The organism is Chryseobacterium sp. SIMBA_038 (assembly GCF_046535115.1).
Taxonomy (GTDB): domain Bacteria; phylum Bacteroidota; class Bacteroidia; order Flavobacteriales; family Weeksellaceae; genus Chryseobacterium.
Map to the genome: position 1 here is coordinate 429,718 of NZ_JAWRXH010000002.1, position 23,998 is coordinate 453,715.

Below are 23,998 nucleotides of genomic sequence, written 5' to 3' on the forward strand. Positions count from 1 at the left end.
AAATATCCGTAAGAAAAACTAACCAAAAAACTCAATAAAATGAAAAAAAAATATGTAATTGTTGGCGCTAATTACAATAGATTCGGCAATTATAAAGCCATTCCCGGAGCGCAAAAAAGTGGTTTGGACTGGAAATCATTTTTAGATGAAAATGGTTTCCAGTCCAAAGAAATCATAACTGGTGAAAATGCGACCAGAGAAAATATACTTCCAGCATTAACAAATTTATTCGCCAATTTAGAAAAAGATGATTTTGCCGTATTTATATACGTAGGGCATGGAAATCAAACAAAAATTAAGGGTAAGAATTACCAGTTCAGTAGAGAGGAGACAGATGGATACGATGAAGTATTAATATGTGACGGCACACCTATTACCGATGATGAGATACGTACACTCCTTAATTTAAACAAAAATAAAGCTCCGGTCTTTATTTTGATAGATGCCTGTTATAATGGTGTGATCGAAAAGAGTACTCCCGTGTTAACTGACTTTTCAGAAAACAATGAAATTGCCATTTCCTCTGCCACTCAACTGGGAACTGCATATATGGAAGATTACAGCCATACGAAGCAAGCAGTATATTCTACTTTTTTATTGAAGGTGCTAAGAGAAAACATGACCAAAAATTACAATACCGTTTTTGATTTAACCAGAGATAAATTAAAGGAAAATAAATATCGGCAAAATCCACAGTTGGCATTTACAAACTATAGCATATTAAACAGCATTTTTTTCACAGCTCCTATAAATAAGTCCAGTCTTACCCTTACATCTTTTGAATATCAAACGATACAAAAAGATCCATTCAAAGGACAGACAGGACTTACCAAAGAAAATGAAAAGATGTTTACTTATTTAAAAGATTTAACCTTAAAAACTATTAATTATGTCAAATTTAGATTATCCCCACAGCATTGATGAGGTTGACAACAAAGCTCCTTTTACGCTTATTTATGATGAATACGACAGATTTCAGATATGTCATGTGAGATTAGGAGATGATATGAATTTTGTAGTTCTTATCAGAATCTTAGACTCAAAGATTGATACTGATGGAACTATTACTTTGAATGGCTTTGACCTTATGGTGATCCATAGCTTTTTTAGAGAAGAAGCAGACCAATGGATTGTACTGGATACTGATGATATTATAAATAATCCTCCGGTAAAAGTATTTCATTCAGATGATGATGAAAAACATCATAAGATATCTTTAGTCAATTTTAAAGTAAGAATAAAATTAACAGCTCCAATACCATTAACAGATCCTATTCCTTTTTATTACTATTCCCGTCCTGTAAAAATACGCACAGGAGAAAAATTACATTTTGTGATGGAAGGTTTAGGAGAAGAGTTTGATATGGGCGCTTCACAAGGCCGGATGTGTTTAGTAGATTCACCTGTAGGAAAAAGACTGGTTACTTATGAAGAATATCTAAAAATAACAGGAGGATAATCAAAATGAAATATATAGTCTCTTTTTTGCTTTTGCTGTCGATTAATATTTACTGTCAAAATATAGACAGTAAATATTATTCGCTCATAATAACTGATATCAATAATTATGAGCTGGAAAATGCATCAATCAAAATAAGAAAATTAACAGATGAAGATGTTAAACTATTATTCCAGAATGAAGTTAATTATTTAGAGACAGGTTTAATTTCAAATCAAATCCTGTCTTTAAATAATTCACAATATGATTATTATCTAAAAGGAATATATTATGCTTATTTGGGTGATTATTACTCAAGAGTATCAAATAAATTTAATGAAAAATCATATGAGTTATATTTAAAAACATACCAATTAGGTATTAATAATCAAAACATTAGCCTCCAACAGGAGAGTTTGAGAAGAATATTACATCAATTCCAAATGAATGAAATGAATTTTATTCAATTTTCAAGGTATTCCGACAAATATTTAAAATTGAAAAATGATTTTATAAATACATTTTGGGCAAGATATTACTCTGCTTTCAAACAGTATTATGAGAAAACAGAATATCATAAGAAAAATGCCTTTACGCCAAAAAGCTACGATTCATTATTAGTATACGGTAAGCAAAAGCCTATTTTGAAAGGAAGGGTATATCAATTGATGGGTATTTATTATGACGTTTTTAAAGATTATTCCAAAGCAACGGATTGTATGGAAAAAGCAAAATCTGAGTATAATAAATCAAATCAGTTTTACTCTCAGCTCGCTTTAAAGAGAATTGAATTTAACGAAGGTTATCATTATCTAGACATCAACAATTCTCAAAAAGCAATATCGGTTTTTAGGAAATCGGAGCAATCCAGATATTTTAAGAAAGATGTAAAAAGTAACATCCTTATTGCAGATGCATTGTATAAATCATACTCTAAAATTAAAAATAACGATAGTGCGCTTTACTATTTTAATAGGAAAACAGCATTTGAAGACACTTTAAAGAGAGAAGAAAATGCACTTGCCATTCACGAAATAGATACTAAATATCAGATCCATGAAAAAGATCAAACGATTTCTTATCAAAAGGAAACGCTAAAAACAAATAAAAAATACAGAGTTCTATATTTTATCCTTGCTATTACAGCACTTTTATTGGCGTTGTACTCATTTATCCGCTGGAAAAAACTGGACATAAAAAAACGGAAATTGGCAAAAGAAAAAGAGTCTTTGCAGATAGAACACACTCAGACAATTCGTGAATTGGAAAAAGTAAAACAGCTTATTATTGAAGACCATATTGTGTTAAAAAATAAAGCAAAGGTCTATCTTAATGAACTTCTTTATATAAAAGCCGAGGATCATTATCTACAGTTAATCACTTCTAAAAAGAAGGAATTTGTACGTGGAAAGATATCTGAAATTATTAACGAATTGCCCCCAAACTTTATTCAGGTTCACCGTTCTTATATTGTCAATAAAAACCTGATTACATCTCATAATGGAACATCTGTTTTTCTAGATGGAAAAATAGAAATACCTTTATCAAGAAGTTTTAAGAAAAACATTAATTAATCCCATAAAATAGGCTATTAAAGATTATTTATACATAATTGTCTATAAAATGAATCAGATTTTCCGCTTGCTTAAAAACTTTTAAAAGTTCTAATGACTGTAACTAAAGTGCTGAAGTGCAAATTCTCTTTTATTAGATAGTGTAAGCTTCCTTTTAGACATTTACTCCTAATGATGTAATTTCATTACGTGCTCTTTTTACAGATATTCCTATACCATTCAATATATTCCCTAACCTCTCTGCTTCTTCTGCTATTAGCGTATAATGACCAGACATATTATCAAATTCTACTATTCTTCCATTTTTAAATCTTACACGTCCAGCTGCTAAAACTTCTTCACGGTTACCTAATAAATGATGCTTATTCCCAATTTTCAATTGACCAGACTTTGTTATTACAAAATCAAAGTCATTTGAAGGAAAAATATTATCATTTAATTGTCTAAAAACTCCTTGAGAATCCATTTTATAATTAATAATAAATCCATCATCAGGAAACTTTTCTTTAGGATACTTATTCGTAATTTTTGGAGTTCTTTTACAAAAAGCTCCTAATCTAAGCTCTTCTAAGATTTCTTCTATTCTTTTCGAATTATAACTTACTTTTTTAAGGTCTTGTAGAGCCTTTTGATAAGCTTTATCATAACGGCTTCCTTCGGTTACAATTTCCCCTTTATAAATTAAAGCAAATCTTCGATTTGAACTTATGGCGCCTATTACATCAGGATTTATACCATTTCCTTTATTAATGCTTTCCATAATAGCAGCAGCATCCAACTCCATAAAAAAAGCACCATTCTGCACCAAAGCATCACACTCCGAAGTTTTTGAAAAGAACCCTGCGCTTGGGATAACCCATTCTGATGGCTGAAACAACCGAAGATCTTTCCTTTGAAAAACTCTACCGTTCAGATCTAAAAATTACCACAATTTTAATTAAAACAATAAAAAGCCATCTAAATAGATAGCTTTTTATTCATGTTAGTCAAAATCAGAATATTTTATTATATAATCCTCTTTAAAATACCTTTGTAATATGTACAAAATATCTTCATAATAAATTTTAAAAAATCTAAAAAGATCCTCGTTCGTATTCGGAGATTCTAGTAATATTTTGTAATCATATTCAGGATGCTGTATTATCCATTCAAAAATTTCTTTCTTTTTTAGAACACCATCAATATTTATATTCGATATATCCCTGTAGTTAATGTGTTTATACAATGGCTCTAGGAGCCGAAATATTAATTATTGTCATCTGTAATACTTAAATGCACAGACCTATTTTCTTGTAAACAAGAATCTATAATCCCAATCAATTTGTAGAGTTTCCAAATCAAATGATCATTATCATTATGACCAGTAGGACGAGGGTCTATTTCGATTTCTTCTCCAGAAAAATTAATAACATAAACACCTTCTCCCTTCTTATAAGGCTTTCTTTGTTTTAAAAGGTCTCTTATTTTGTTTTCCAAAATAGATTTCATCTCTTCAGATTCATTCTTTGATAAGGGTTCATCTTTGAATTTTTCTTTTCCTATTCTTGAAAGTACACTTTTAGGAATCATAAAAACATCCTCCATTCCAAATGTTGAATACTGATATCCTTTAATTCTTATAAATTCATCAAATGACTGAATGAATCTTTTGATATTAGATATTAAAATCATTTCCATAAATTATTTCTTTAAAAAATTAACAATTACTTCATTTGTATTGATTATATTTTTAGGTGTATCATATCTTACTTTTCCGAATCCTTTTGCTTTCATTTTTGAACCTGTAAAAGTTGATAACGCAGCAGACTCTACAGTTTCACCTTTATCAATAGCTTCCCAGAATTTAGTTAAATTAATTGATTGCCCTCCATAATCGTCATACATCGTAGCTTTTTTCCACCATCCAATAACTCCATCTAGTTGTCCAAACTTTTTATTCGTTTGATAAAAAGCCATTGCATCTGAAAGTACTAAATCTCCCAAGCCAGAGTATTTATCGGTAATGACTTTAGGAATATTGAAATCCCCCATTAGCATTCTTTCATTACCATAAACAGGTAATTCGTTTGAAATGGCGCTTTTCTCATCCAACAAACGGGTAAAACAATTTAGTTTTTCAGTTTTTCCTCTTATACTAATACTATACGTTAATTTATCTGCCTTTTCTTGAGCTCTAATGAATTCACCCGCATAATTTCCAAATTCATCAATTAACCTAAAACTCGTTTTTATACCTTTTTCAGGAGTTATGCCAAGTTGTACACCATCTTCAACGGAAACAATTCTTCTTCGATTAAATAGTGACTCTAAGGTTTTACTAACTTCCTCTGAACTGTAGCTTACTTTTCTTATATCCTGTAAAACTTTTTGATATGCTTTATCATAACGATTTCCTTGTGTAACAATTTCTCCTTTATAAATCAAAGCAAATCTTCTATTTGAATTGATAGTCCCAATGACATCAGGATTTATACCATTTCCTTTGTTGATGCTTTCCATGATAGCAGCTGCATCCAATTCCATAAAAAAAGCACCATTCTGCACCAAAGCATCACACTCCGAAGTTTTTGAAAAGAACCCTGCGCTTGGAATTACCCACTCTGTTGGCTGAAACAAACGAAGATCTTTTCTTTGAAAAACTCCCCCGTTCAAACACAAAAAGCTGTCTCAAAAATGAGACAGCTTCTAAATTTTAATCTTCTTTATAAATAGTTTGATAATTCTTCATTTTTATAATAAAATTTTTTAAAAAAGAATATCAAATCATTTATCTTCAATTCCTTTTTTTCTAGCATTAACAAATTAAAAATCAATTCATTGTCATTTAATTTTTCTATGACCCATTCATTGTTTTTTTCCAATATAACAATATCAAACTCTTTATTATTATAAACTGAACTAAAAAACTTTCTATTTTTATTATCTCGATGTTCTTTTTTTAAATGTACAAACCCTTTAAAACCAATAAGGTTCAATTTTTCTTCTATAGTCATAATTATTTATTTTTTTAAGAATACAACATCTACCGAAATATAAACTCCATCAGAGTTTTTAATAGTAGAAGATTCTAATTTAACAATATTAAATCCTAATTCACTTGCCATCTTTCCGGTAAAAGTGTTTTTTGCAGCTTCTTCTGGTGTCATTCCTTTTTTAATAAATTCATTAAAAGAAAATAAATTATCTCCAATTTTTTTACTTGCTCTCCAAGTTCCCCTAATTTTGAAAATTTCATCATATTCATTATTAATAAAGCTAAATAAATTTTTAAAAATCTTCCTCCCATTTTTTTCTAAAGAAGTGTCTTTTGTAACAATCGAAATATTAAACTCTCCATCACTATCTAACCAAGCTTTAGCAACATTTTCATTTTCTAACCCTCGAATAACAGCCCACCCATCTTCTTCGATAATTCTATTTATACGTACTTGTTTTATAAGTTCTTCCAATGTCTCTCCAATCTTTTTCACATCAGAGCTCTCCCGCTTTAAATCCGTTAAGATTTTTTGATAAGCCTTATCATACCTACTTCCCTGCGCAACAATTTCTCCTTTGTAAACCAAAGCAAATTTTCGATTCGAACTAATAGCTCCAATTACATCAGGATTTATACCGCTTCCTTTATTAATGCTTTCCATAATAGCAGCTGCATCCAATTCCATAAAAAAAGCACCATTCTGCACCAAAGCATCACACTCCGAAGTTTTTGAAAAGAACCCTGCGCTTGGAATTACCCACTCTGTCCGTTGAAATAAAAAGATGTTAAAATAAAATACGGCAACCATAAGTTGCCGTCAATTAAAGTTATTTTCCTTCTCTTATTAAAAACTCTTTGAACTCTTTTAAAAATTGAATAAATTTTTCGGTTGACCAAATAATGTCTGCTTTTTTTTGAGATCTATTAAGAAGATTAAACAAATGTGTTTCTTCTTTATCTGAAACTATTAATAAGTGACCTCCCTCAACTGAGTACTCAAAATCATTTCCTGTTGTTATTGAATTGATTTCATCAAGCATACTTTGAACTTCTTCGGATGTCCAAATATGGGAATTAATTTCGAATAAGGCTTTTTCATTATTTGGTAATGAATCATACTCAATACCATAAATACCTTCTTGACCAAAAACTTTTGTTGAAAATTTATATTTCATATTCTAAATATTTAATTATTAATTAATCTTTGGATAAGCACTTGTTAAATTTCCAAATTGATCAAATTCTATTTGTATTTCAAAGCTCTTAGTACTATCTAAAAAGAAAAATTTATTGTTTTCGTATCGAAAAGTTCCTCCGCTTTTCAACATTTTATCATATACTAATGCAATTTCCTTCTTAACCCTTTTAATATCCCAATTTCTAGGAAAGAATGAAGATGTATTTTTCTTTTTCACAATACCATTTCCATATTTCATTTCTACATTAGCTTTGAAGGGAATATCATCTGGCAAATCATGAAAACTGTTTATTCCCGGAGGTTTTCTTATAGGACCTAATTGAATTTTAGTTCCTATTACATCGTGGTTGCGTGCTCCGAAAAGTTCTAAAATATCTTCTCCACTTTTTTGTTTAATTAAAATTTCTCCATCAAAATGATGATGAAACTTAATCTTAAATTGACCTTCATATTTAAGATAAATTCTCTCATACAGTAAATCATTTAATATTTCCTCAACCTTATTTGCATTAGTACTTGCTTTTTTTAAATCAATTAAAGGCTTTTGGTAAGCTTTATCATAACGGCTTCCTTCGGTTACAATTTCCCCTTTATAAATTAAAGCAAATCTTCGATTTGAACTTATGGCGCCTATTACATCAGGATTTATACCATTTCCTTTGTTGATGCTTTCCATGATAGCAGCAGCATCCAACTCCATAAAAAAAGCTCCATTCTGCACCAAAGCATCACACTCCGAAGTTTTTGAAAAGAACCCTGCGCTTGGGATCACCCATTCTGTTGGCTGAAACAAACGAAGACATTTCTTTGAAAAACCCCGCTGTTCAAATCCAAAAAAAAGAAATCGTAATCTTTTATTAGTAAAAAGCAAAACCGCTCAAAATTGAGCGGTTTATAATAAATTTTAAAATTAATCTAATCCTTGATAAAAATCGCTTTTGCTATTTCTTTTTGTAATACCGTTTTCTCTTTTTTCAAAAATAAAATCTCCGTTGAGATCAAAATAATAATCTTCATCAGGGTAAATTTCATTGATTATCTTATGAGCCATATTTAAAACTGATTTCCTAAGTAATACTGAATCTGCATCCTTTTTCAAAATATCAAATGAAACTTCTGAAATCTCGTCAAATTCTAATTCTATCATTTGATTTTCAAAAGAACCATTAATATACCCATTATTATATGAAAGCAAACCAGAGATTAAAAAAAACTTATTGTCATTATTTTCGATTAATTTCTTAAGTTCTTGTTTTTTTTCAAGTTTTCTTTTAAACTTTAAATTATAAGTAAGTGACATAATTTTTATTTTTTTATTGTTAAATGATTAACTTTACCATCTTTTGTTATATACATAACTTCTTCCAATCCTTCTATTTCCCAATCAGAAAATTGTTGTTGAAGCCTCATCATATCTCCTTCCCAAATTTTAAGATTTAAAATCACTCGATTGGTTTGTTCTTTGAGTATTTTTCCTCTGATTTCTGACCAGATTCCTCGAACAGCCTTATCTTTACTAGGAGCATAGCAATCAAAAATCTCCCCTTCAATTTTATAATCGGGATTTTTCAAAGTCCCTATAATATTAGGGTTTTGCTCTATATCAAAACCATTTTTTGCTAAAATTTCTGCTGCTTCATTTTCTAATTCTAAAGAAATTTTAGTCGCATCATCTGTAATTTTTGGCATTTTAGTGACAATTCCATTAGGCCTGGCAAGAGAATTTTTAGGTTTACTTGGTTTTGTTCGATTCTCTAAAACTACTAATTCGTCCAAAATTTCTCCTACTTTTTCCGAACTATAACTAGCCTTTTTCAAATCCTGTAAAACTTTTTGATAATCTTTATCATAACGACTACCTTGTGCAACAATTTCTCCTTTATAAATTAATGCAAACCTCCGATTTGAATTTATAGTCCCAATTACATCAGGATTAATACCATTACCTTTATTAATGCTTTCCATGATAGCAGCAGCATCCAACTCCATAAAAAAAGCACCATTCTGCACCAAAGCATCACACTCCGAAGTTTTTGAAAAGAACCCTGCGCTTGGAATTACCCACTCTGTTGGCTGAAACAAACGAAGATCTTTTCTTTGAAAACCCCCGCTGTTCAAATCCAAAAATACGGAAATTGCCATTGCCCGCAAACCTTGTCTTACTTTTTCTGCTGTTTGAGGTAATTTCATTAGACTCAGACAGGCGCGATAAAATCCAACGATCAATTGTGGGGCAGCAACAATAGCTCCTCCGGTATTGTAGATGAGATCCCATTGTCTCAGAAATTCTTCACCGCCATCCAGCTTGGCAATTTCTCCCCGAAATGCCTGTATCGTCAAATCGGGTAAGGCTAAACTGAGGTCTGCTGCCGCTGCAAGTAACACATAAGGATTTCCTGAAAGAGCTAATGTTCCGATACCTAAAACAACGCCTACCATATCGGCAACAATTCGAATAGTGTTATTAATATCTTCCCAATTTTCTAAATCAGCAAAAGCTTTTACATAAATTGCCGGAACAATCATCGGGATGGGATCTTCTTCCTTTCCTTTAGCTTCGTTCTTTATTCTGGGTTGGGTTTCATCAATGAAATATACCATTTCGAGAGGGTAATACTGCTTTCCTTCTTCCAAATCTTCAACTCCTTGCTCTAATTTATTGGGATCTGCTTCTTTGGCAACAATTTTTGGTTTTTGCATTACTTCTTTCTGCTGTTGAAGAAAAAAAGTTTTTTCATTGGATTGCCCAAAGCCTAAGAATGGACCTGAAAGTTCAGTTACATTTGTATTTACCTTATAGTCATTTCCTATTCTAAAAGTATGTGGATTTTTACCTAAAGAATTCCCTGAAAATAAGCAATACTCCATAAGAATGGTCGCAAAAACTATTCTGTTGAGTGTTATTTTACCATCTAATTCACTTGCCTCATCCAGATTTGTATAGATTCTGTTGCAAAGTTCAGGTTGTTCAATGAATTTATCTACTAAAAATTTTGCATCTGAAAAAGTTTTTAGCACATTAATTAAAGCCGAACTTCCGTCTCGCCATCCACTGAAAAGTCCTGTGTCATCAAGCTCTGTGAGCTCTATCAAGTGCCTGAATACCATTTCATTATCCAAATTCATAGCTTTGAGGATATATTCGGGAGTTTGGCTGTAAAGAAATTTAATTTCTTCCTGTCCTTTTGCTTTTAAAAAATAGAATTTAAATATTTTAGTGAAGTAGTCTCTGTATTCCTGATAATTTTCAAAATCATCATAACCAACATAAATGACAAGGTTTCTAAATTCTTCGTAAGAAAAAGTCTCAAGAATAATGGCTTTTTGTCTTCTCAGTTCTTCTTTGTTGGCATTTCTATAATAAAAATACTTTAGTTTGCAGGATATTTTTTGTTTAGAAAGGTCGATATCAAAATCTATTTCACATTGTTTTTGTGACAGATCTACCAGTTCTATATTTTTATTAAGATAGGTTTTGAGCTTGATTATGTTTTCTTTTTCATCTTTTATATAATTCTCTTCAGCAACTCCATTGTAATCGGCAATATTATAATCCAAAATGAAACGTCTTCCGAAATCGTTACCGTATCTCAGTTTATTACACAGCAATTGTTTTCTTATATAATCATCAGTACGCCAATCCTGACTTATTATTTCTCTAATCTCCAGTGTATCCATCATGTTTTTGTTTTTTTGTTAAAGCTTCCAATTTGTTATCCGGAAAAATTTCAATAACAGTATGGTTTAAGCAAAAATCATCAGATCTTTCTTTGTCCAATACCAAAAGATCCAAATGATAATTTTTATCTACCAAAACTCCAGCATTCTTTAGCTTACATTTAGCCTGTACTAAAACATCCCAATCTTTTCCTTCCAGCTCGCTCCATTTTTCCAAAGGAACTCTGCCCCTGCTTCCGAAAACCATTATCTTTTCTACAGCAGTAATCTCACTAATCTTGTCTTTAAGACTCGTTAGGATATAAGGCAGCACTTTATCATGCTGCCAAATAGCCTCAGGTTTTACCTGACTCATTTTAATTATTTTAAAAATGAATAATTAAAATTAAACGAGGAATTTATTCAAGGTTACTTTGTCATAATACTCCGCCTGAGAAATAGTATTTCCATTTTTGTCTAAAATTCTTTCACTTCCATATCTGTCAAATGCAGGTGAATGGAGTTTTAGTGTTGAATTATCCAAATCAACAGAGAACTTCAGCATATCATGGTCATCATCACCGCCCGGTTTTGTAAACATGAAGGTTTTAATTTTACTTACATCGATCTTAAAAGTGACTCCTTTTTCTCCTAAAGGATAGGCTTCTAATCCTTCGATCTGGCAAAGCTCGTCTGATAAAGCCTTATATACTTTTCCTAATGAATCTGTTGCCTGCCAATTAGCATCTCTGTCGATAACAATTTCATTTCCCAAACACAAATATTTTCTTGAGAAAAAATTTACAGCATCAGCTTCTCCAATAGTTGGAATACCGGTATCCATTTTATCAAAGCTTATCTCAATCCATTTACCTGACAGCTGCCCAATCTGATTGTTATTCAGTTCGAAATTACTTCCACACATTTCACCAAGATTATCATCAAACTTCACTCCCGACTCACAGTTACAAGGCAATGCTTTTTCCACTTTCAAGCCGATAGAATCAGCCTGAAGAATGGTAAGGGAAGTAGGAATTTTTTCTCTCCAAGGTTCGCCTTCTTTTGTGGCTTTTGGAGAACGCATTTCATCCACAAGAGATAAGAATAATGCATCATCAATCACCGGAACTTCACCTCCGTTCCAGATTTGTCCGGTTGCCATGAAATGTCTTACCGCTTCTTCAAATCCAGGTCTTACCGTAACAATAACTCTTGCCATCCCAGACTGCATAAATGCTCTGAAGATCGGATCATTATCATCAAACTGATACATATCTGCCCATGATTTTCTCTCTCCCCAATAATATGGATAGAAATTATAGCTCATGATCTCCCACTCAAATGCCTGTTCCATAAATTTAATGAAAGCTGAATACTGATCCAGTTCGTGGTTGACTAAAATATCTGCATTCGTAAATGTTTCGCTCGCAGCATTGTCATTGGTATAATATCTCTTTTTACCGAAAGTCAGTAGTGCATTTGGATTCTGATTCAGCATATAAGAAATACAGTTTCTTCTTAAAATTGTATTTTCTATTTTTCTGTAAAAGCCTGGATTTGAGCCTTTGATCTGAACGCCTACTGCTTTTGCATCTGCCAAAGCAGCTTCATATTTAGCCAATTCAATGTTGTAAGCTTCCATGATCTTATTAAAGGCTTTCTGCATCCATCCGTTTTTATATTCTTCCTGCAAAACACATTTAATGTTAACAGTGGCATGGAAAAAGTGAGCATTGGTCGTAGCAATGGTAATCGGAACTTCTCTTACGAATTTTAAGAATGCATTGGCTGAGCTATCTCCTCCTACAAGTAAACTTGCTCCATTCCCCCAGCCGTTATAACCCGGGAAGGCATTACTACTTCTTACCACATAAGATTCTGTAATATAATGTTCAGGAATGGCAATTAAATCTGATTTTGAAGATGCCTGCTTTGATTCTGTAGAAGAATAGTCAATTGATTTTCCTACATAGACTACAGACTCCAATTTCTCATCTACTTCAACATTATAATATCCCAGCCAGTATTTCAGCTTTGTTGAATCTGTAAGAGCACTCCAGTCTTTGATCTGCATTGCAGGAGCTTCTCTTGGGTCGATCGGTTTTATTAGTTGGTTTTCGGCATTATTGCTTACTTTCATTCCCAATGAATGTAATTTGGCAGGTTCAGGAACCATGAATTCAAACATCATACGTTTCCCGTAGTTGAAGATCTGGTTTTTTACTACCTTATCCACCCAACGGTAAACACCTACAACATGACTGCTTCCTTTTGTATTGTCAAAACCATGTTTGTTGTTTTCTTCATATTCTTCAAGAATTTTATCAATACGTTCTTCTTTTACTTTGGTAATGATTCTGTCCAAAGCTCTTGCTGTAACATCTTTGGCTTCGGTAACTGCTTGTCTGTTGCTTTCCTCCCTAGAATTATGAGTAGCATAGTTGGCAGCTGTATTTAGCATAAATTTTGGAGAAACTCCACTCCCCGATCCCCACGATGCGCTAAACCCTGCCTGTGCTGCGAAGTCTTTAGATTCCTGAAGAATTCTGGAAACTTCACTTTGCATTTCGTTTCTTTCGGTAGAAGTAGTATCTGTCAGTTTTTCCTTTTCAGACTCAGTAGATTTTGTAACCTGAGATTCACTGCGTTTTAATCTTCGGGTGGCTCTTTCCTTATACTCCCTTGCCATGATATTTTCGATGTGTGCAACATCTCCTTCCAAATAACAATACGTACTTTGCTCTACTTTTCGGTAATCTGCAACACCAATGTTTTTCATTCCAAATCCTGAAGGAATGAAGATATCGTTTGGATTAGCAGGCATTTCCGGATCTGTTGGATCTGTCGGGTCTGTCGGATTATCTGGTCTTTTATCTTTTAAAGTAAATGTCCCTGGTCCCGTAAATTGAGGAGCATTATTAACTGTGGCTGTCACATTTAACGTTGCCTGCATTATATACACAAGCCCGTCATTAAGAGTAACTTCTCCTTCCAACAGTACAACTTCATATTTTTCCAAAACAGCTTTTGGAATACCATCCACACTATTATTAAATAAAGAAGTCACATTAGGAGCATCAAAAGTATATGCCAAAGAAGCACTGGCTATTACCTGTTGATTATAATCTTTAAGCTGATAATTTCCGCTTACAACATGTTTTGGGTCATTAATATCGGTTGCAAGAAGTATAGAGTGACGTAACGCCGTAAAGATGTAAAGTGATTTGGCAGTAAAAGGAATAACCGAATTATTATTGGTCAATGTGTTGGTAACAGGAACTACAACACCTCCTACAGTTGTAGAAACCTGTGGGCTAAGAACTGTATTATTTACAATGGTATTTTGTAATAATTGACTGTTTTGGTCGATTGCCTGAAAGAGTTCTGTAAAAGTAGACACCCCGCTTAATGCCGCAGAAGCATCAGAAGTTCCAAATATCCTGCTTAAGGCGCCTAAATTTTCCTGTCCTAAATTTCTTAGTAATTCTTCAGTTTGAATTTCCGGACGGAAATCAAACTTAAATTCAGCAACTTCAGGAACCGGAATATACTTTAAGTTAGATAGTCCTTCCTTATTGTCTGCCGCAAGGAAGATTTCTTTCTGGTATTCCTGTTCCTTTACAAGGTTGTCATACTCTGCCTGAGCTGGTCTTACCTCTTCCAGATATTTTTCATGGGCAGCAGCATAAGCACCACCATACTCTTTACGATAAGCTTTTTCCAATTTTTCTAATGCAACAGTCAAATCTTGATTTCCCTTAAGATTGATTGTAGCTTCTGCAGACTTCAATGTTCCTTCACTAAACGGAATACTTGGAGTATTAGTTTCTGCTTTTGAAACAGTTCCACTGGAAGATGAACCTGCTTCAGCTTTGAAAAGCTCTTTTGGAAGAACGACTTTTGCCTTTACAACATCCTCATATTGCTCCTGTGTAACACCATCATAATTTAATAAAATATGATTCAGGTGTAAAAACTGCATTAACGTTTCCTTGGCATAAAAATCTTTCTGGGTTACTACCTGATAAATTAAATTGCTCCAAATTTCAGAATCAATTGAAATGTCTTGCTGTAATGCTTTATATTCAATAATTTTTTTATCAAATTCAGTTTTTGTTGCTGACGCTTTATTTCTTGCCACCCAAACAGCTAGTTCGTAAAAGGCAGGATCTTTCTCTTTTAGGCTTTGCTCCGTCTCTATAACTAATCCTGTAGGATTTTCGCAAACTTTCTGTAATGACTCTCCCAGTTCGACTCTTTTATCAATTATCCCTTTTTGGGTATCATAATCTCTGAAGATAAATCTTCTTTCTTTGTTTTTGGGATCTGATAATTCGGCATTACGCATTGTCGCGAATCTGAATAGTGTTTGCGAGCTATTATTTTGATTTATTGTTTCCATTTTTTTGTGTAATTTTGTTTGTTTTTTTAGGTTAAGCTTTAAAAGCTCTTTTTATGAGAGTACTTTCAGGTTTTAGCCATATTTTTTTATGTGGTGTCTGGCAAAAGATATCCACCCTAGAATCTAATCTTGATTTTCATTATGAGTGTTTTTCTATAATGCAAATATCCATCAGGGAAGCGACAGAACTCGTCGTATTAAATTAATATTAAAAGAAAGTTCAAATACGAATTTGCAAAGTCTTAAAAATTTAAGCTTGCACTAAAACAGTAATAATTATTTTATGCTGACAGTGCCTTATTCCTAAAGCTTCTTTGATGTAGCAAAAATGTGATCAGCAAAGCAATCTTCCAATATGTTTTTTTAAGGAAATTTGTAACTATTGACTAAACAGCTTTATTAAATTGAATATGAAATTTAAAATAATAAAACTAACCGAAGCAGAGCTAACAGATATTTATCAAAAGAACTCTTAGTTTTCAGCGACTTATAATCATAATTAAAAAAAACTTTTGACAATGAAATTTATCAATCCCATGATTGAATTTTTAAATTGATTTTAAACTAAATTTGAAGTATGAAAAAACTGGAATCAAGAGAAGATATTGAGCATCTTGTGAATTCATTTTATGCTAAAGTGGTTAAAGATGAAACCATTAACTTTTTCTTTAATGATGTTGCTAAAGTAGACTGGGATAAACATTTACCAAAGATGTATTCGTTTTGGGAAACCATTCTTTTCGGACAAATGACTTATAAAGGAAATCCAATGGCCGTACACTTCCCTATCAACGAAATGGAAGCCATGGAAAGGAAACATTTCGACCAATGGCTTGAATTATGGAAACAGACCATCGAAGAAAATTTCGTTGGTGAAAATGCTGATATGGCTATTTATAAATCTGAAAACATCGCCAAATTAATGGCTTACAAGATGGAAATGGCTAGAAAACTTTAATGATTAAGGAACAATTACCGTAAAAATATATGCTGCCAAATTCACTAATAATACTGTTCCGTAAAGAACATTTGTTTTCCCTCGGCTTAAAGAAAGCATTACAATAAACACCGATAAAGAAAGCAGAATAATATCCTTTTTATCCAATCCCAATACAAAAGGAATATCATACATGATACAAACAACAGATACTGCGGGAATCGTTAATCCGATACTTGCCAACGCAGAACCTAATGCTAAATTTAAGCTCGATTGTATCTGATTGCTTCTCGCCGCACGAATTGCCGCAACTCCTTCCGGAAGTAAAACCACAGCAGCAATAATAACTCCAACCAAAGATTTTGGAGCTCCCACACTTCGTACCATATCTTCAATCGTTCCGGAAAGTCCTTTTGCCATTAAAACGACAATAACAAGACAGATAACCAAGAAAATAAAACTTACAGTCGTTGCTATTTTTGTAGGAATATAATGCGAATCAGGATCGTCGTCTGTAATAATAAAATAGTTTCTATGTCTTACGGTCTGTACCATTAGAAACACTCCATAAATCACCAAACAGGCAATAGAAACAAAGATCAACTGGGCTTTATTATAGAAGGGTCCGTTAACACTTGAAGTAAAATTTGGAAGCACCAGGGTTAATATCAAAATAGAAACAATACTCACCAAATAGGTTGTTGCAGAAGTTCTTGCAAAAAACTGCTCGTAATACTTCACCCCTCCAATTAAAATACATATTCCTAAAATACCGTTCAGAATAATCATTACTGCAGCAAAAACAGTATCTCTGGCCAGTGTCATTGCATCATCTCCACCAGCAACCATAAGCGAAATAATCAACGCAACCTCAATAATGGTAATACAAAGCGCCAAGATAATTGTTCCGAAAGGCTCCCCTACTTTGTGAGCAACTACTTCTGCATGATGCACTGCTGATAAAACACTTCCGGTAAGCAAAAGGCCGGCAATTACATCATAAATAACTCCGCCGCCCATTAATCCGGAAAAGTAATAAATGACCGCCAGAACAGGAAAAATATACGTATAATGTAAAAGTTCTTTTAATTTCATAAGTGTCTACAAAATACAAAAAATCTATTGAAATTCAAATATCAAAAGAAAATATTAATCTTATTTTAATGAGACCAGAGGTAAAAGTCCTGAAGATCTGTCAACATATGAAGCAAAAGTCCGATGCCAATAATCCTGATATTTCCTTTAAAAAAGAGCATCAAAAAATACACCGAAATAGCATAATAAGAATGTAAAAAATGAAACCCTACACTTCCCCTGTTCGGATCGAAAATAGGATTGGCAAATAAATGATCGAGATCAACAAGCATTGTAGCTAATAGAATAAAATAAGCCGTCTTCCAGTTTTTACGAAAAAATATCAACGCAATGAACACCGGAAAAACCAGATGTAAAAAGTAATGCGTGCATGTTTTTAATAAAAAAATTTCAGAAGAACTCATTAATAATTAATTATTTTTTATGTCAAAAATTAAGCCTTTTTATACTTTTATTTTAACCAAAAAAGGAACAAAAGCTATTATTGAACTATTTAAAACTTAATTATTTTGAGAACAAAAGCTTGCAAAAGGATAAAAATTAAAGATTTTTTTAAACTTATGTTTTCTTGTTTGCAGTTCATCATGAACTTAAATTAGCTATGCCTAAATCTTTTGTTTCTTTTGTGGTTAAAATCAAAGTTTACTATCTTAAAATCAAAGGTAAATCTCCTTTTTTAGCTTTCAGTTTTATGTAATAATTCTGACCTTTGTTTCCATAAAAGATATAGTCTAAATTAGAAATTATCTTTTTCTCAGTTGATTTTAAAGTCTTGAAAGATGATAAAAGTAAAGGATTATTTTTGACAAAAATATAGTTTTCTTTTAAATTTGAAGATGATTGCAGAGGTTTTCTGGTTGATTTTATTGTAAATGCAGCATTATTTTTCTCAATAGAATTAGGCTGAAACGGAATAATCGTAAATTGACTTTGCGCATTAATCCATTTTTTATCTTGAAAATATTTCCAAGTTTTTTCAGGATTTAAACTTTGAAGATCAATCACATAATTAGGCTGAATAATTTTTTGGAAACTCTTTTTTTCAACTTCATTAAAATCATCATCATAGCCATAACTTATAATCGTATCATTCACTTGCTCGAGTTCTGCAGTTACTTTTATGTAATTAATTTGCGAAGAATCCGCGATACTTTTATTGAAAAACTGAACGTATTTTTTAATATTTTGAGCATCCAATTCCATTTCTAAAAAGGAAGTTTTTTGCTCTAGCTTAGAAATAATTGAAGTAAATTCTTCCGAGTTTGATTCATTTTTAATTTCAATATCATCTTCATTTAATTCAATAGAAAAATTCCGGGTTCTATCTCCAGAAATAAAAGAAATACTTCCTACAGTATGATGAATAAAGCTATTCGAATTAAAATTATCTTTTTCTAAAGATTGAGAAAGTTGCTGATTTATATTTTTAAAATCTAAATTAGAAGTTCCTAAAATACATTTATCCCCTTCAATTTTAATATAAATCTGATCTTTCTGAAAAACATTTTTCCCTTTGTTTACAAATTTTTCCTGTTTTAGAAATGCTAAGAATCTCTGTTGATCTTTAAGTTCAATCACAGAATACCAATCCGAGAATTTAGAATTTTTAATGTGAAAAATCTGCAAAAAATCGGGAATTTTCATCCCCGAATCTTGTAGTGAAATTTTGTTATCGCTTTTATTTTTGTTCCCAAACCACTGTGAAGGATGGGTTATAAAGCTGGAAATATACTGTCTCGTCAGTTTTTTAACATCAATTAAAATTATGGCATCTGCGTTTTTTGGGACAAATTTCAGTGTTTTGTCTTTATGATAAAACACAAAATAAACAGCAATGGCGAGCAAAAGAACTAACGGGACAATAAACTTCTTTTTATTCATTGATTATAATGTTTTCAATGTTTTTTCCGGCTCTTCCATGATTTTATAAATATCATCAAACAAATCAAAGAAATACATCAAGCTGTTTTCAGATAAATCTTTAATATTATAATCCATTTCAGTTTCTATGCTTTCGCCTTTCACTTCGGTTTTATAATTTACTTCGCCAATGTTTTTTCTTAGCAAATCCAACGTTTTTTTCTCGGAAGTACTTTTGAATTCTTTTTCCATTCCTACTAAAAGTTTCTGAATGTTCAGTCTTCCTGACAATGGATATTTAGCCGATTCTTTTGCCCATTTCTTAGATACTTCAGACTGATCTTTCGGGATAATATTCTCCGTTGAAGTCGTAAGATACACAACTCCGTCTTTTACCGTAAAGAACAATTGATCAAGATATCCGCTGTCTTTTTTATCTTTAAAACTGTAAAACTCACCGTTTTTGGTAAAGTTTTTCGCTGTATTTTTGTTTGTTATTAATAAATTAAAAACACGATTCCAGTAGCCTTCATTTTCCGTTGCAAAGGCAAAAACGAAATTAGGAACCATAATATCTTTTGTTTTCTTTATTTCTTTTTCGTTGTAATCTTCATCGTAGTCGTAATCCGTGTAGTCTACTTTTTTAGATTTCAATTCATTTAAAACAAAAATTCCGTTTCCAGGTGCTATTTTGGCAATGGCTTCTTCGTCCAGAACAATTTTCATTGTTTCCATCATCAGCTCAACTTCTTTCTGATATTCTGCGTCTCCAAGATCTTTGAAAAGGCTGTAAATCATATCAAAACTTTTAGCTCCATTGATGTTAACAGCGTAATAACCAATACTTTTATCATTAATTAACGCGGTCAGTTTCTTATTCTTTTTGCCTTTGTAAACATCAGCCACGCTTTTTTGAACGTTCGCGTCTTTATGCTGATAATTGTTGACTAATTTTACCTTGTCTTTGTCAAAATACAGATTGTATGAAGAGTTTGAATTGTAAGCTTTCTGCAGAAACTGCGTAAATTCCAAACGCTTCATCGTTCTCCCGTAAATTCCTTCATTAACGATTTTTCCGTAATCTGTGTACACAAAAACATCAGAATTTGCATCACGGAAAGCCACCATCTGCGACGGAACTTCAAGGTCTAAATTTGAATTAAAATACTTATCAAATGAATCTTCCGCAAGCTTTCTCACCACTTTGAATTTCTCAATTCGTATAGAATCCATTTCCTTTTGATAGTCGGAATCTACTGCATATTCTTCATTTTCCATATCCTCTTCCTTTTCAGGAGCGCCTGCTACTTCTGCTTCATTTTCAGAATATTGTGTGTCCGTTGCACCTTTCTTTTCTTTTGGATATTCATGGTGCTTTTCAAGATACTTGATATCTTTCTGAATTTTCGCAATTTCGGAGTTATTTTCCTTTATATTTTGTTTTAAAGATTGAATATCTTCCTTCAAATATTGAATTTCTTCCTTATAATCAAAAGGTTTTTCGGCTTCTTCTGCATAGGCACTGTCTACAACGGCTGCGGTACTGTCAACCACGGCCATTGCGCTGTCTACGACAACTTCTTCAGTCCAATCATCTTTGTGAGGCTTGTTGTAATTGATTACGCTTAAAACAGCACGGTCGCCATTCCACGCAACAAAAATATCATCATCGATATCTACGTAAGAATATTTGTTTTTCTTGGAAATTTCTAATCCTTTTTTCTTGGTTGAATTAATGAATTCCAGAAACTTCTCTTTATTATCTAAAATAAAATGAGCGGTATACGATTGTACAGAATCATTGAAAGTTCCGTAATGATATTGCGTTGCATCGTATTTTATCCCTGTTTTAGAAAAATCGTTCCAAGACGGTTTGTCTTTAGTGTCTTTGTCTTTTTTATTGTTTTTCTGAGTTATTTCCTTTAAAAAAGGGTTGAATTTGTCCCAGTTTATTTTTTTATTAAGCTGTTTTCCGTTGATTTCCATGTAAAAGGCGACATCATTGGGAATTTTCATCTTTTGTTGTGCAAAAACCAGCACGAAACCGAAAAGTAAGAGCGTAATTTGTTGTGTTTTTTTAAAGATAGATTTCATGGTTTAAATTTGAAATTATTGGAAAAGGATTGTATTCTGTATTTGTTTCTTTTGAAGAATAAAATCTAAAACATTGGCCTCAAGTTTCAACGCTTTTTTATTGGGCGAAAGTAAATAAGAAGAATTTGTTTGAGATTTAATGGTGTTTTCGAACTGCAAGACAGAGGTATATTTGGCATTATTAAACACCTCTTTATCCGCCGTACTCATCTTGTCGTAATCTGTTTTGAATGTATTGATTTTGTTTCTCGTAAATGATTTTCCAATACTTTGACTGTAAATCTGTGTAGGAATCATTTTTCCAAGAATATTTTTAGACTTTAATTGTTCTAATCCGGCATTGATATTTTCAATTTTCTTGAAATTACAGCTTAGTTTAATGATATAATTATCAAAATCTACACTTGTTTTTACATTGCTGATTCCGGGAGTAGCTTTAAAAATCCTTGAAGCTTCATTGATTTTACTTTCAATTTCAGGCTTTTTTGGGACTTTTTTGCCGTTTATTGTTTCCATTTTAGAGATGGAAGCGAGTCTGGTTTTGCTTTTACTTGCATTGAGAATAACAGTGTACTCCCCTGTCCCATCAGCTTTTACATTGACTTTATCAATGATATCAAAACAACTCGTTAACAATAATAATGGAAGAAAAAGCATCAACCGCCTGAGAATAATTTTCATGACTTAGTTTTTAAAAAGCAAAACTACTTAATTCTAATGTATTAAGTAGTTAAATTTTTATATTCTGCCTTTAAGATAATCCTGTCTCACTTCTTCATCCAATTTTTCGATTGAATATCGCAGACAGGTTCTCGGCATTTCTTTGTAGTATTTATTTAAATAATTGATGAGCTCTGTTTCATTTTTCTGCCCCATTTCTCTTAACAGCCAGCCGTTTGCTTTGCGCATGAGATCGTGAGGATGCTTTAAGTTATTGGTTACAAATTCTTTAGTTAAATGAAATTCCCCTTTTTTCACGTAATGCATTGTCCCAACAACAGCGATTCTTTTGTGCCACATTTCATCGGAATCAGAAAGCTTTTTTAATAAGTCTTCTCGCTGATTTTCAAAAGCATACCGACCTAAGATCTTATAACAACTTGAATCTACCAGATCCCAATTATTGACGTATTGTAGATGATTCAAATAAAATTCAAGGACCTCTTCTTTTACTTTTGGATCTTTTGTTTTTTCAAACTTAGAAATTAACATGAATAAAGCAGTTAATCGATGTTCATGGTATTTTGAAGAAAGCAATTCGCTGAGTTCCTCTAAAGAAATTTTAGCATAATATTCTTTGGCAACACTTCTCTGATCAGGAACTTTTACGCCTAAAAATAAGTCTCCTTCACCATATTCTCCTTTTCCAGTTTTGAAGAATTTAGGGAAAAATGCTGCCTTTTCTGGAATGGATAAAACAGCTAATGCTTCTTGTATTTCTTTAACAATATTGCTCACTGATATTTAAATAATTAATGATTTTCATTTGAAGTAATATTTCCCAGCTCCTCTTCTTCTTTTGCAATTTTATTCGGATTGGCCACTTTTGCAATGGTAAGTCCCTGAACAATAATTGAAAACACAACTACACAGTAAGTGATACTTAAAATAATTTCACTGTATTCGCTTTTCGGGATAGACATCGCCAAAGCAATGGAAACACCACCTCGAATTCCTCCCCAAACCAATACTTTTACCGTTTGTGGACTAAAGGTTGTTTTCATCAATTTGGTAGGTCCCCAAATAGAAATTACTCTTGCCAATAAAACAATAACAATTGCTACTAGTCCCGGAACTACAAAATGTTTTAAATCCTTGATCATCAACAATTCAAAACCGATGAATAGGAATAAAACAGCGTTAAGAATCTCATCAATTAATTCCCAGAATTTGATCAGATAATCCTGTGTGATAGATTTCATTTTAAATCTAACATTAAAATTACCCATGAATAATCCCGCCGCAACCATCGTCAAAGGTCCTGAAATATGCATTTGTCTCGCAATAAGATAACCGCCCATTACGACAGAAAGCGTTACCAAAACGGAAATAATATAGTCATCTACTTCACGCATTAATCTGGAAGTTACCCAACCTAATACGATTCCTAAGAATAAACCTCCGCCAGCTTCTTTTAATAATAATAAACCGATGCTTTCGATTCCCAAATCAACTTCTTTTCCGATCGCCAACTGTAATACTACTGAGAATATCACAACCGCCATACCGTCGTTAAAAAGAGATTCTCCGGCTACTTTAGTTTCCAATGATTTTGAGACCTTAGCCTGCTTTAAAATACTTAAAACAGCAACAGGATCAGTTGGAGAAATTAAAGCTCCGAAAAGAAGACAATATATAAATGGTAAATTAATTCCTAGAAAAGGCAAAATATAAAACATTCCAAACCCGACAACAAAAGTAGAAATAACCACTCCCACCGTTGAAAAGATCACCACAGGCCGGAACTGTTCCTTGAGATCATCTATATTAATATGGATTCCTCCCGCAAAGAGAAGAAAATTAAGCATTGCGCCCATCAGAACTTCTGTAAAGTCGATTCCACTCATCAAATCATGAAGGTGCCAGAACGTTCTCGGTAAAAAAGTTTCTCCAAAAGAAACCAAAATAATAGAAACCACTATGGCAATCACCATAATTCCGATTGTACTCGGAAGTTTCAAAAACCTGTAATTAAGATATGCGAATATTGATGCTAAAACGATTAAAGCTGAAAATGAATAATATAACTCCACTAAGTTGTTTTTA

At 32.4% G+C, this 23,998-nt stretch carries 22 protein-coding genes; 4 read left to right on the forward strand and 18 right to left on the reverse strand.

The genetic code is table 11. The features are described from left to right. The first annotated feature begins 39 nt into the window (after positions 1 to 39). The 3 genes from SB689_RS08110 to SB689_RS08120 are packed head-to-tail and all read left to right on the forward strand — an operon-like array spanning position 40 to position 3,012. Positions 40 to 921, forward strand: coding sequence for a caspase family protein (locus tag SB689_RS08110; protein WP_410691615.1), 882 nt, complete (start codon positions 40 to 42; stop codon positions 919 to 921). After that, the gene (locus SB689_RS08115; RefSeq protein ID WP_410691616.1) at positions 890 to 1,459 is read left to right on the forward strand and encodes a hypothetical protein; all 570 of its coding nucleotides are present in this window, start codon (positions 890 to 892) and stop codon (positions 1,457 to 1,459) included. Before SB689_RS08110 ends, SB689_RS08115 begins: the two co-directional genes overlap by 32 nt. A 5-nt stretch (positions 1,460 to 1,464) precedes the next feature. Then, entirely contained in the window at positions 1,465 to 3,012 is a 1,548-nt protein-coding gene (locus SB689_RS08120) for a LytR/AlgR family response regulator transcription factor (protein ID WP_410691617.1), read from the forward strand. A 154-nt stretch (positions 3,013 to 3,166) separates the two neighbouring features. On the opposite strand, the gene SB689_RS08125 is transcribed toward SB689_RS08120, so the two are convergent. The 11 genes from SB689_RS08125 to SB689_RS08175 all read right to left on the reverse strand — a co-directional run bounded on the left by SB689_RS08125 (position 3,167) and on the right by SB689_RS08175 (position 15,246). Then, positions 3,167 to 3,889: a hypothetical protein gene (locus SB689_RS08125; protein WP_410691618.1), complete on the reverse strand. Its 723-nt coding sequence runs from the start codon at positions 3,887 to 3,889 to the stop codon at positions 3,167 to 3,169. A gap of 368 nt (positions 3,890 to 4,257) precedes the next feature. Then, positions 4,258 to 4,689, reverse strand: coding sequence for a hypothetical protein (locus SB689_RS08130; protein ID WP_410691619.1), 432 nt, complete (start codon positions 4,687 to 4,689; stop codon positions 4,258 to 4,260). A gap of 3 nt (positions 4,690 to 4,692) precedes the next feature. Next, positions 4,693 to 5,628 carry a hypothetical protein gene (locus SB689_RS08135; protein WP_410691620.1) on the reverse strand — a complete coding sequence of 312 codons (936 nt, stop codon included), beginning with the start codon at positions 5,626 to 5,628 and terminating at the stop codon, positions 4,693 to 4,695. A gap of 86 nt (positions 5,629 to 5,714) precedes the next feature. Next, entirely contained in the window at positions 5,715 to 6,005 is a 291-nt protein-coding gene (locus tag SB689_RS08140) for a hypothetical protein (protein WP_410691621.1), read from the reverse strand. A 6-nt stretch (positions 6,006 to 6,011) separates the two neighbouring features. Further along, the gene (locus SB689_RS08145) at positions 6,012 to 6,797 is read right to left on the reverse strand and encodes a hypothetical protein (protein ID WP_410691622.1); all 786 of its coding nucleotides are present in this window, start codon (positions 6,795 to 6,797) and stop codon (positions 6,012 to 6,014) included. Between the two features lie 19 nt (positions 6,798 to 6,816). Continuing rightward, entirely contained in the window at positions 6,817 to 7,164 is a 348-nt protein-coding gene (locus SB689_RS08150) for a hypothetical protein (protein WP_410691623.1), read from the reverse strand. An 18-nt stretch (positions 7,165 to 7,182) separates the two neighbouring features. After that, a complete protein-coding gene (locus SB689_RS08155) occupies positions 7,183 to 7,980 on the reverse strand; it encodes a hypothetical protein (RefSeq protein WP_410691624.1) in 798 nt (265 codons plus the stop codon). A 117-nt stretch (positions 7,981 to 8,097) separates the two neighbouring features. After that, complete coding sequence (locus tag SB689_RS08160; RefSeq protein WP_410691625.1) at positions 8,098 to 8,487, reverse strand: hypothetical protein; 390 nt, start codon at positions 8,485 to 8,487, stop codon at positions 8,098 to 8,100. Positions 8,488 to 8,492: 5 nt separating this feature from the next. Next, positions 8,493 to 10,868 carry a hypothetical protein gene (locus tag SB689_RS08165; protein ID WP_410691626.1) on the reverse strand — a complete coding sequence of 792 codons (2,376 nt, stop codon included), beginning with the start codon at positions 10,866 to 10,868 and terminating at the stop codon, positions 8,493 to 8,495. Continuing rightward, on the reverse strand, positions 10,846 to 11,220 hold the full coding sequence (locus SB689_RS08170; RefSeq protein ID WP_410691627.1) for a hypothetical protein: 375 nt from the start codon (positions 11,218 to 11,220) through the stop codon (positions 10,846 to 10,848). The genes SB689_RS08165 and SB689_RS08170 overlap by 23 nt, the downstream gene beginning before the upstream one ends. A 30-nt stretch (positions 11,221 to 11,250) precedes the next feature. Beyond that, positions 11,251 to 15,246: a hypothetical protein gene (locus SB689_RS08175; protein ID WP_410691628.1), complete on the reverse strand. Its 3,996-nt coding sequence runs from the start codon at positions 15,244 to 15,246 to the stop codon at positions 11,251 to 11,253. 577 nt (positions 15,247 to 15,823) lie between these two features. Here SB689_RS08175 and SB689_RS08180 point away from each other — a divergent pair. Continuing rightward, positions 15,824 to 16,204 (forward strand): group III truncated hemoglobin, encoded by a 381-nt coding sequence (locus SB689_RS08180; protein ID WP_410691629.1) that lies wholly within the window; start codon positions 15,824 to 15,826, stop codon positions 16,202 to 16,204. 3 nt (positions 16,205 to 16,207) lie between these two features. On the opposite strand, the gene SB689_RS08185 is transcribed toward SB689_RS08180, so the two are convergent. From SB689_RS08185 to SB689_RS08215, 7 genes are all read right to left on the reverse strand, one after another. Beyond that, positions 16,208 to 17,278 (reverse strand): calcium:proton antiporter, encoded by a 1,071-nt coding sequence (locus tag SB689_RS08185; RefSeq protein ID WP_410691630.1) that lies wholly within the window; start codon positions 17,276 to 17,278, stop codon positions 16,208 to 16,210. A gap of 65 nt (positions 17,279 to 17,343) precedes the next feature. Continuing rightward, positions 17,344 to 17,682 carry a DUF6122 family protein gene (locus tag SB689_RS08190; protein WP_410691631.1) on the reverse strand — a complete coding sequence of 113 codons (339 nt, stop codon included), beginning with the start codon at positions 17,680 to 17,682 and terminating at the stop codon, positions 17,344 to 17,346. A gap of 241 nt (positions 17,683 to 17,923) precedes the next feature. Next, on the reverse strand, positions 17,924 to 19,159 hold the full coding sequence (locus SB689_RS08195) for a hypothetical protein (protein ID WP_410691632.1): 1,236 nt from the start codon (positions 19,157 to 19,159) through the stop codon (positions 17,924 to 17,926). Between the two features lie 3 nt (positions 19,160 to 19,162). Then, positions 19,163 to 21,232, reverse strand: a complete 2,070-nt coding sequence (locus SB689_RS08200) for a hypothetical protein (RefSeq protein WP_410691633.1) — start codon at positions 21,230 to 21,232, stop codon at positions 19,163 to 19,165. Positions 21,233 to 21,247: 15 nt separating this feature from the next. Next, positions 21,248 to 21,913 carry a hypothetical protein gene (locus tag SB689_RS08205; protein ID WP_410691634.1) on the reverse strand — a complete coding sequence of 222 codons (666 nt, stop codon included), beginning with the start codon at positions 21,911 to 21,913 and terminating at the stop codon, positions 21,248 to 21,250. Positions 21,914 to 21,970: 57 nt separating this feature from the next. Beyond that, entirely contained in the window at positions 21,971 to 22,690 is a 720-nt protein-coding gene (locus tag SB689_RS08210; protein ID WP_410691635.1) for a DNA alkylation repair protein, read from the reverse strand. Between the two features lie 14 nt (positions 22,691 to 22,704). Then, a complete protein-coding gene (locus tag SB689_RS08215; protein WP_410691636.1) occupies positions 22,705 to 23,985 on the reverse strand; it encodes a cation:proton antiporter in 1,281 nt (426 codons plus the stop codon). Between the last annotated feature and the right edge of the window lie 13 nt (positions 23,986 to 23,998).

Bases quoted from the DNA above. Each gene is read 5' to 3' on its own strand.
- SB689_RS08115 (WP_410691616.1), top strand. From the start codon at position 890: ATGTCAAATTTAGATTATCCCCACAGCATTGATGAGGTTGACAACAAA.
- SB689_RS08145 (WP_410691622.1), bottom strand. From the start codon at position 6,797: ATGGTTGCCGTATTTTATTTTAACATCTTTTTATTTCAACGGACAGAG.
- SB689_RS08200 (WP_410691633.1), bottom strand. From the start codon at position 21,232: ATGAAATCTATCTTTAAAAAAACACAACAAATTACGCTCTTACTTTTC.
- SB689_RS08140 (WP_410691621.1), bottom strand. From the start codon at position 6,005: ATGACTATAGAAGAAAAATTGAACCTTATTGGTTTTAAAGGGTTTGTA.
- SB689_RS08205 (WP_410691634.1), bottom strand. From the start codon at position 21,913: ATGAAAATTATTCTCAGGCGGTTGATGCTTTTTCTTCCATTATTATTG.
- SB689_RS08175 (WP_410691628.1), bottom strand. From the start codon at position 15,246: ATGGAAACAATAAATCAAAATAATAGCTCGCAAACACTATTCAGATTC.
- SB689_RS08160 (WP_410691625.1), bottom strand. From the start codon at position 8,487: ATGTCACTTACTTATAATTTAAAGTTTAAAAGAAAACTTGAAAAAAAA.
- SB689_RS08170 (WP_410691627.1), bottom strand. From the start codon at position 11,220: ATGAGTCAGGTAAAACCTGAGGCTATTTGGCAGCATGATAAAGTGCTG.
- SB689_RS08130 (WP_410691619.1), bottom strand. From the start codon at position 4,689: ATGGAAATGATTTTAATATCTAATATCAAAAGATTCATTCAGTCATTT.
- SB689_RS08150 (WP_410691623.1), bottom strand. From the start codon at position 7,164: ATGAAATATAAATTTTCAACAAAAGTTTTTGGTCAAGAAGGTATTTAT.
- SB689_RS08190 (WP_410691631.1), bottom strand. From the start codon at position 17,682: ATGAGTTCTTCTGAAATTTTTTTATTAAAAACATGCACGCATTACTTT.
- SB689_RS08185 (WP_410691630.1), bottom strand. From the start codon at position 17,278: ATGAAATTAAAAGAACTTTTACATTATACGTATATTTTTCCTGTTCTG.
- SB689_RS08110 (WP_410691615.1), top strand. From the start codon at position 40: ATGAAAAAAAAATATGTAATTGTTGGCGCTAATTACAATAGATTCGGC.
- SB689_RS08180 (WP_410691629.1), top strand. From the start codon at position 15,824: ATGAAAAAACTGGAATCAAGAGAAGATATTGAGCATCTTGTGAATTCA.
- SB689_RS08165 (WP_410691626.1), bottom strand. From the start codon at position 10,868: ATGATGGATACACTGGAGATTAGAGAAATAATAAGTCAGGATTGGCGT.
- SB689_RS08195 (WP_410691632.1), bottom strand. From the start codon at position 19,159: ATGAATAAAAAGAAGTTTATTGTCCCGTTAGTTCTTTTGCTCGCCATT.
- SB689_RS08120 (WP_410691617.1), top strand. From the start codon at position 1,465: ATGAAATATATAGTCTCTTTTTTGCTTTTGCTGTCGATTAATATTTAC.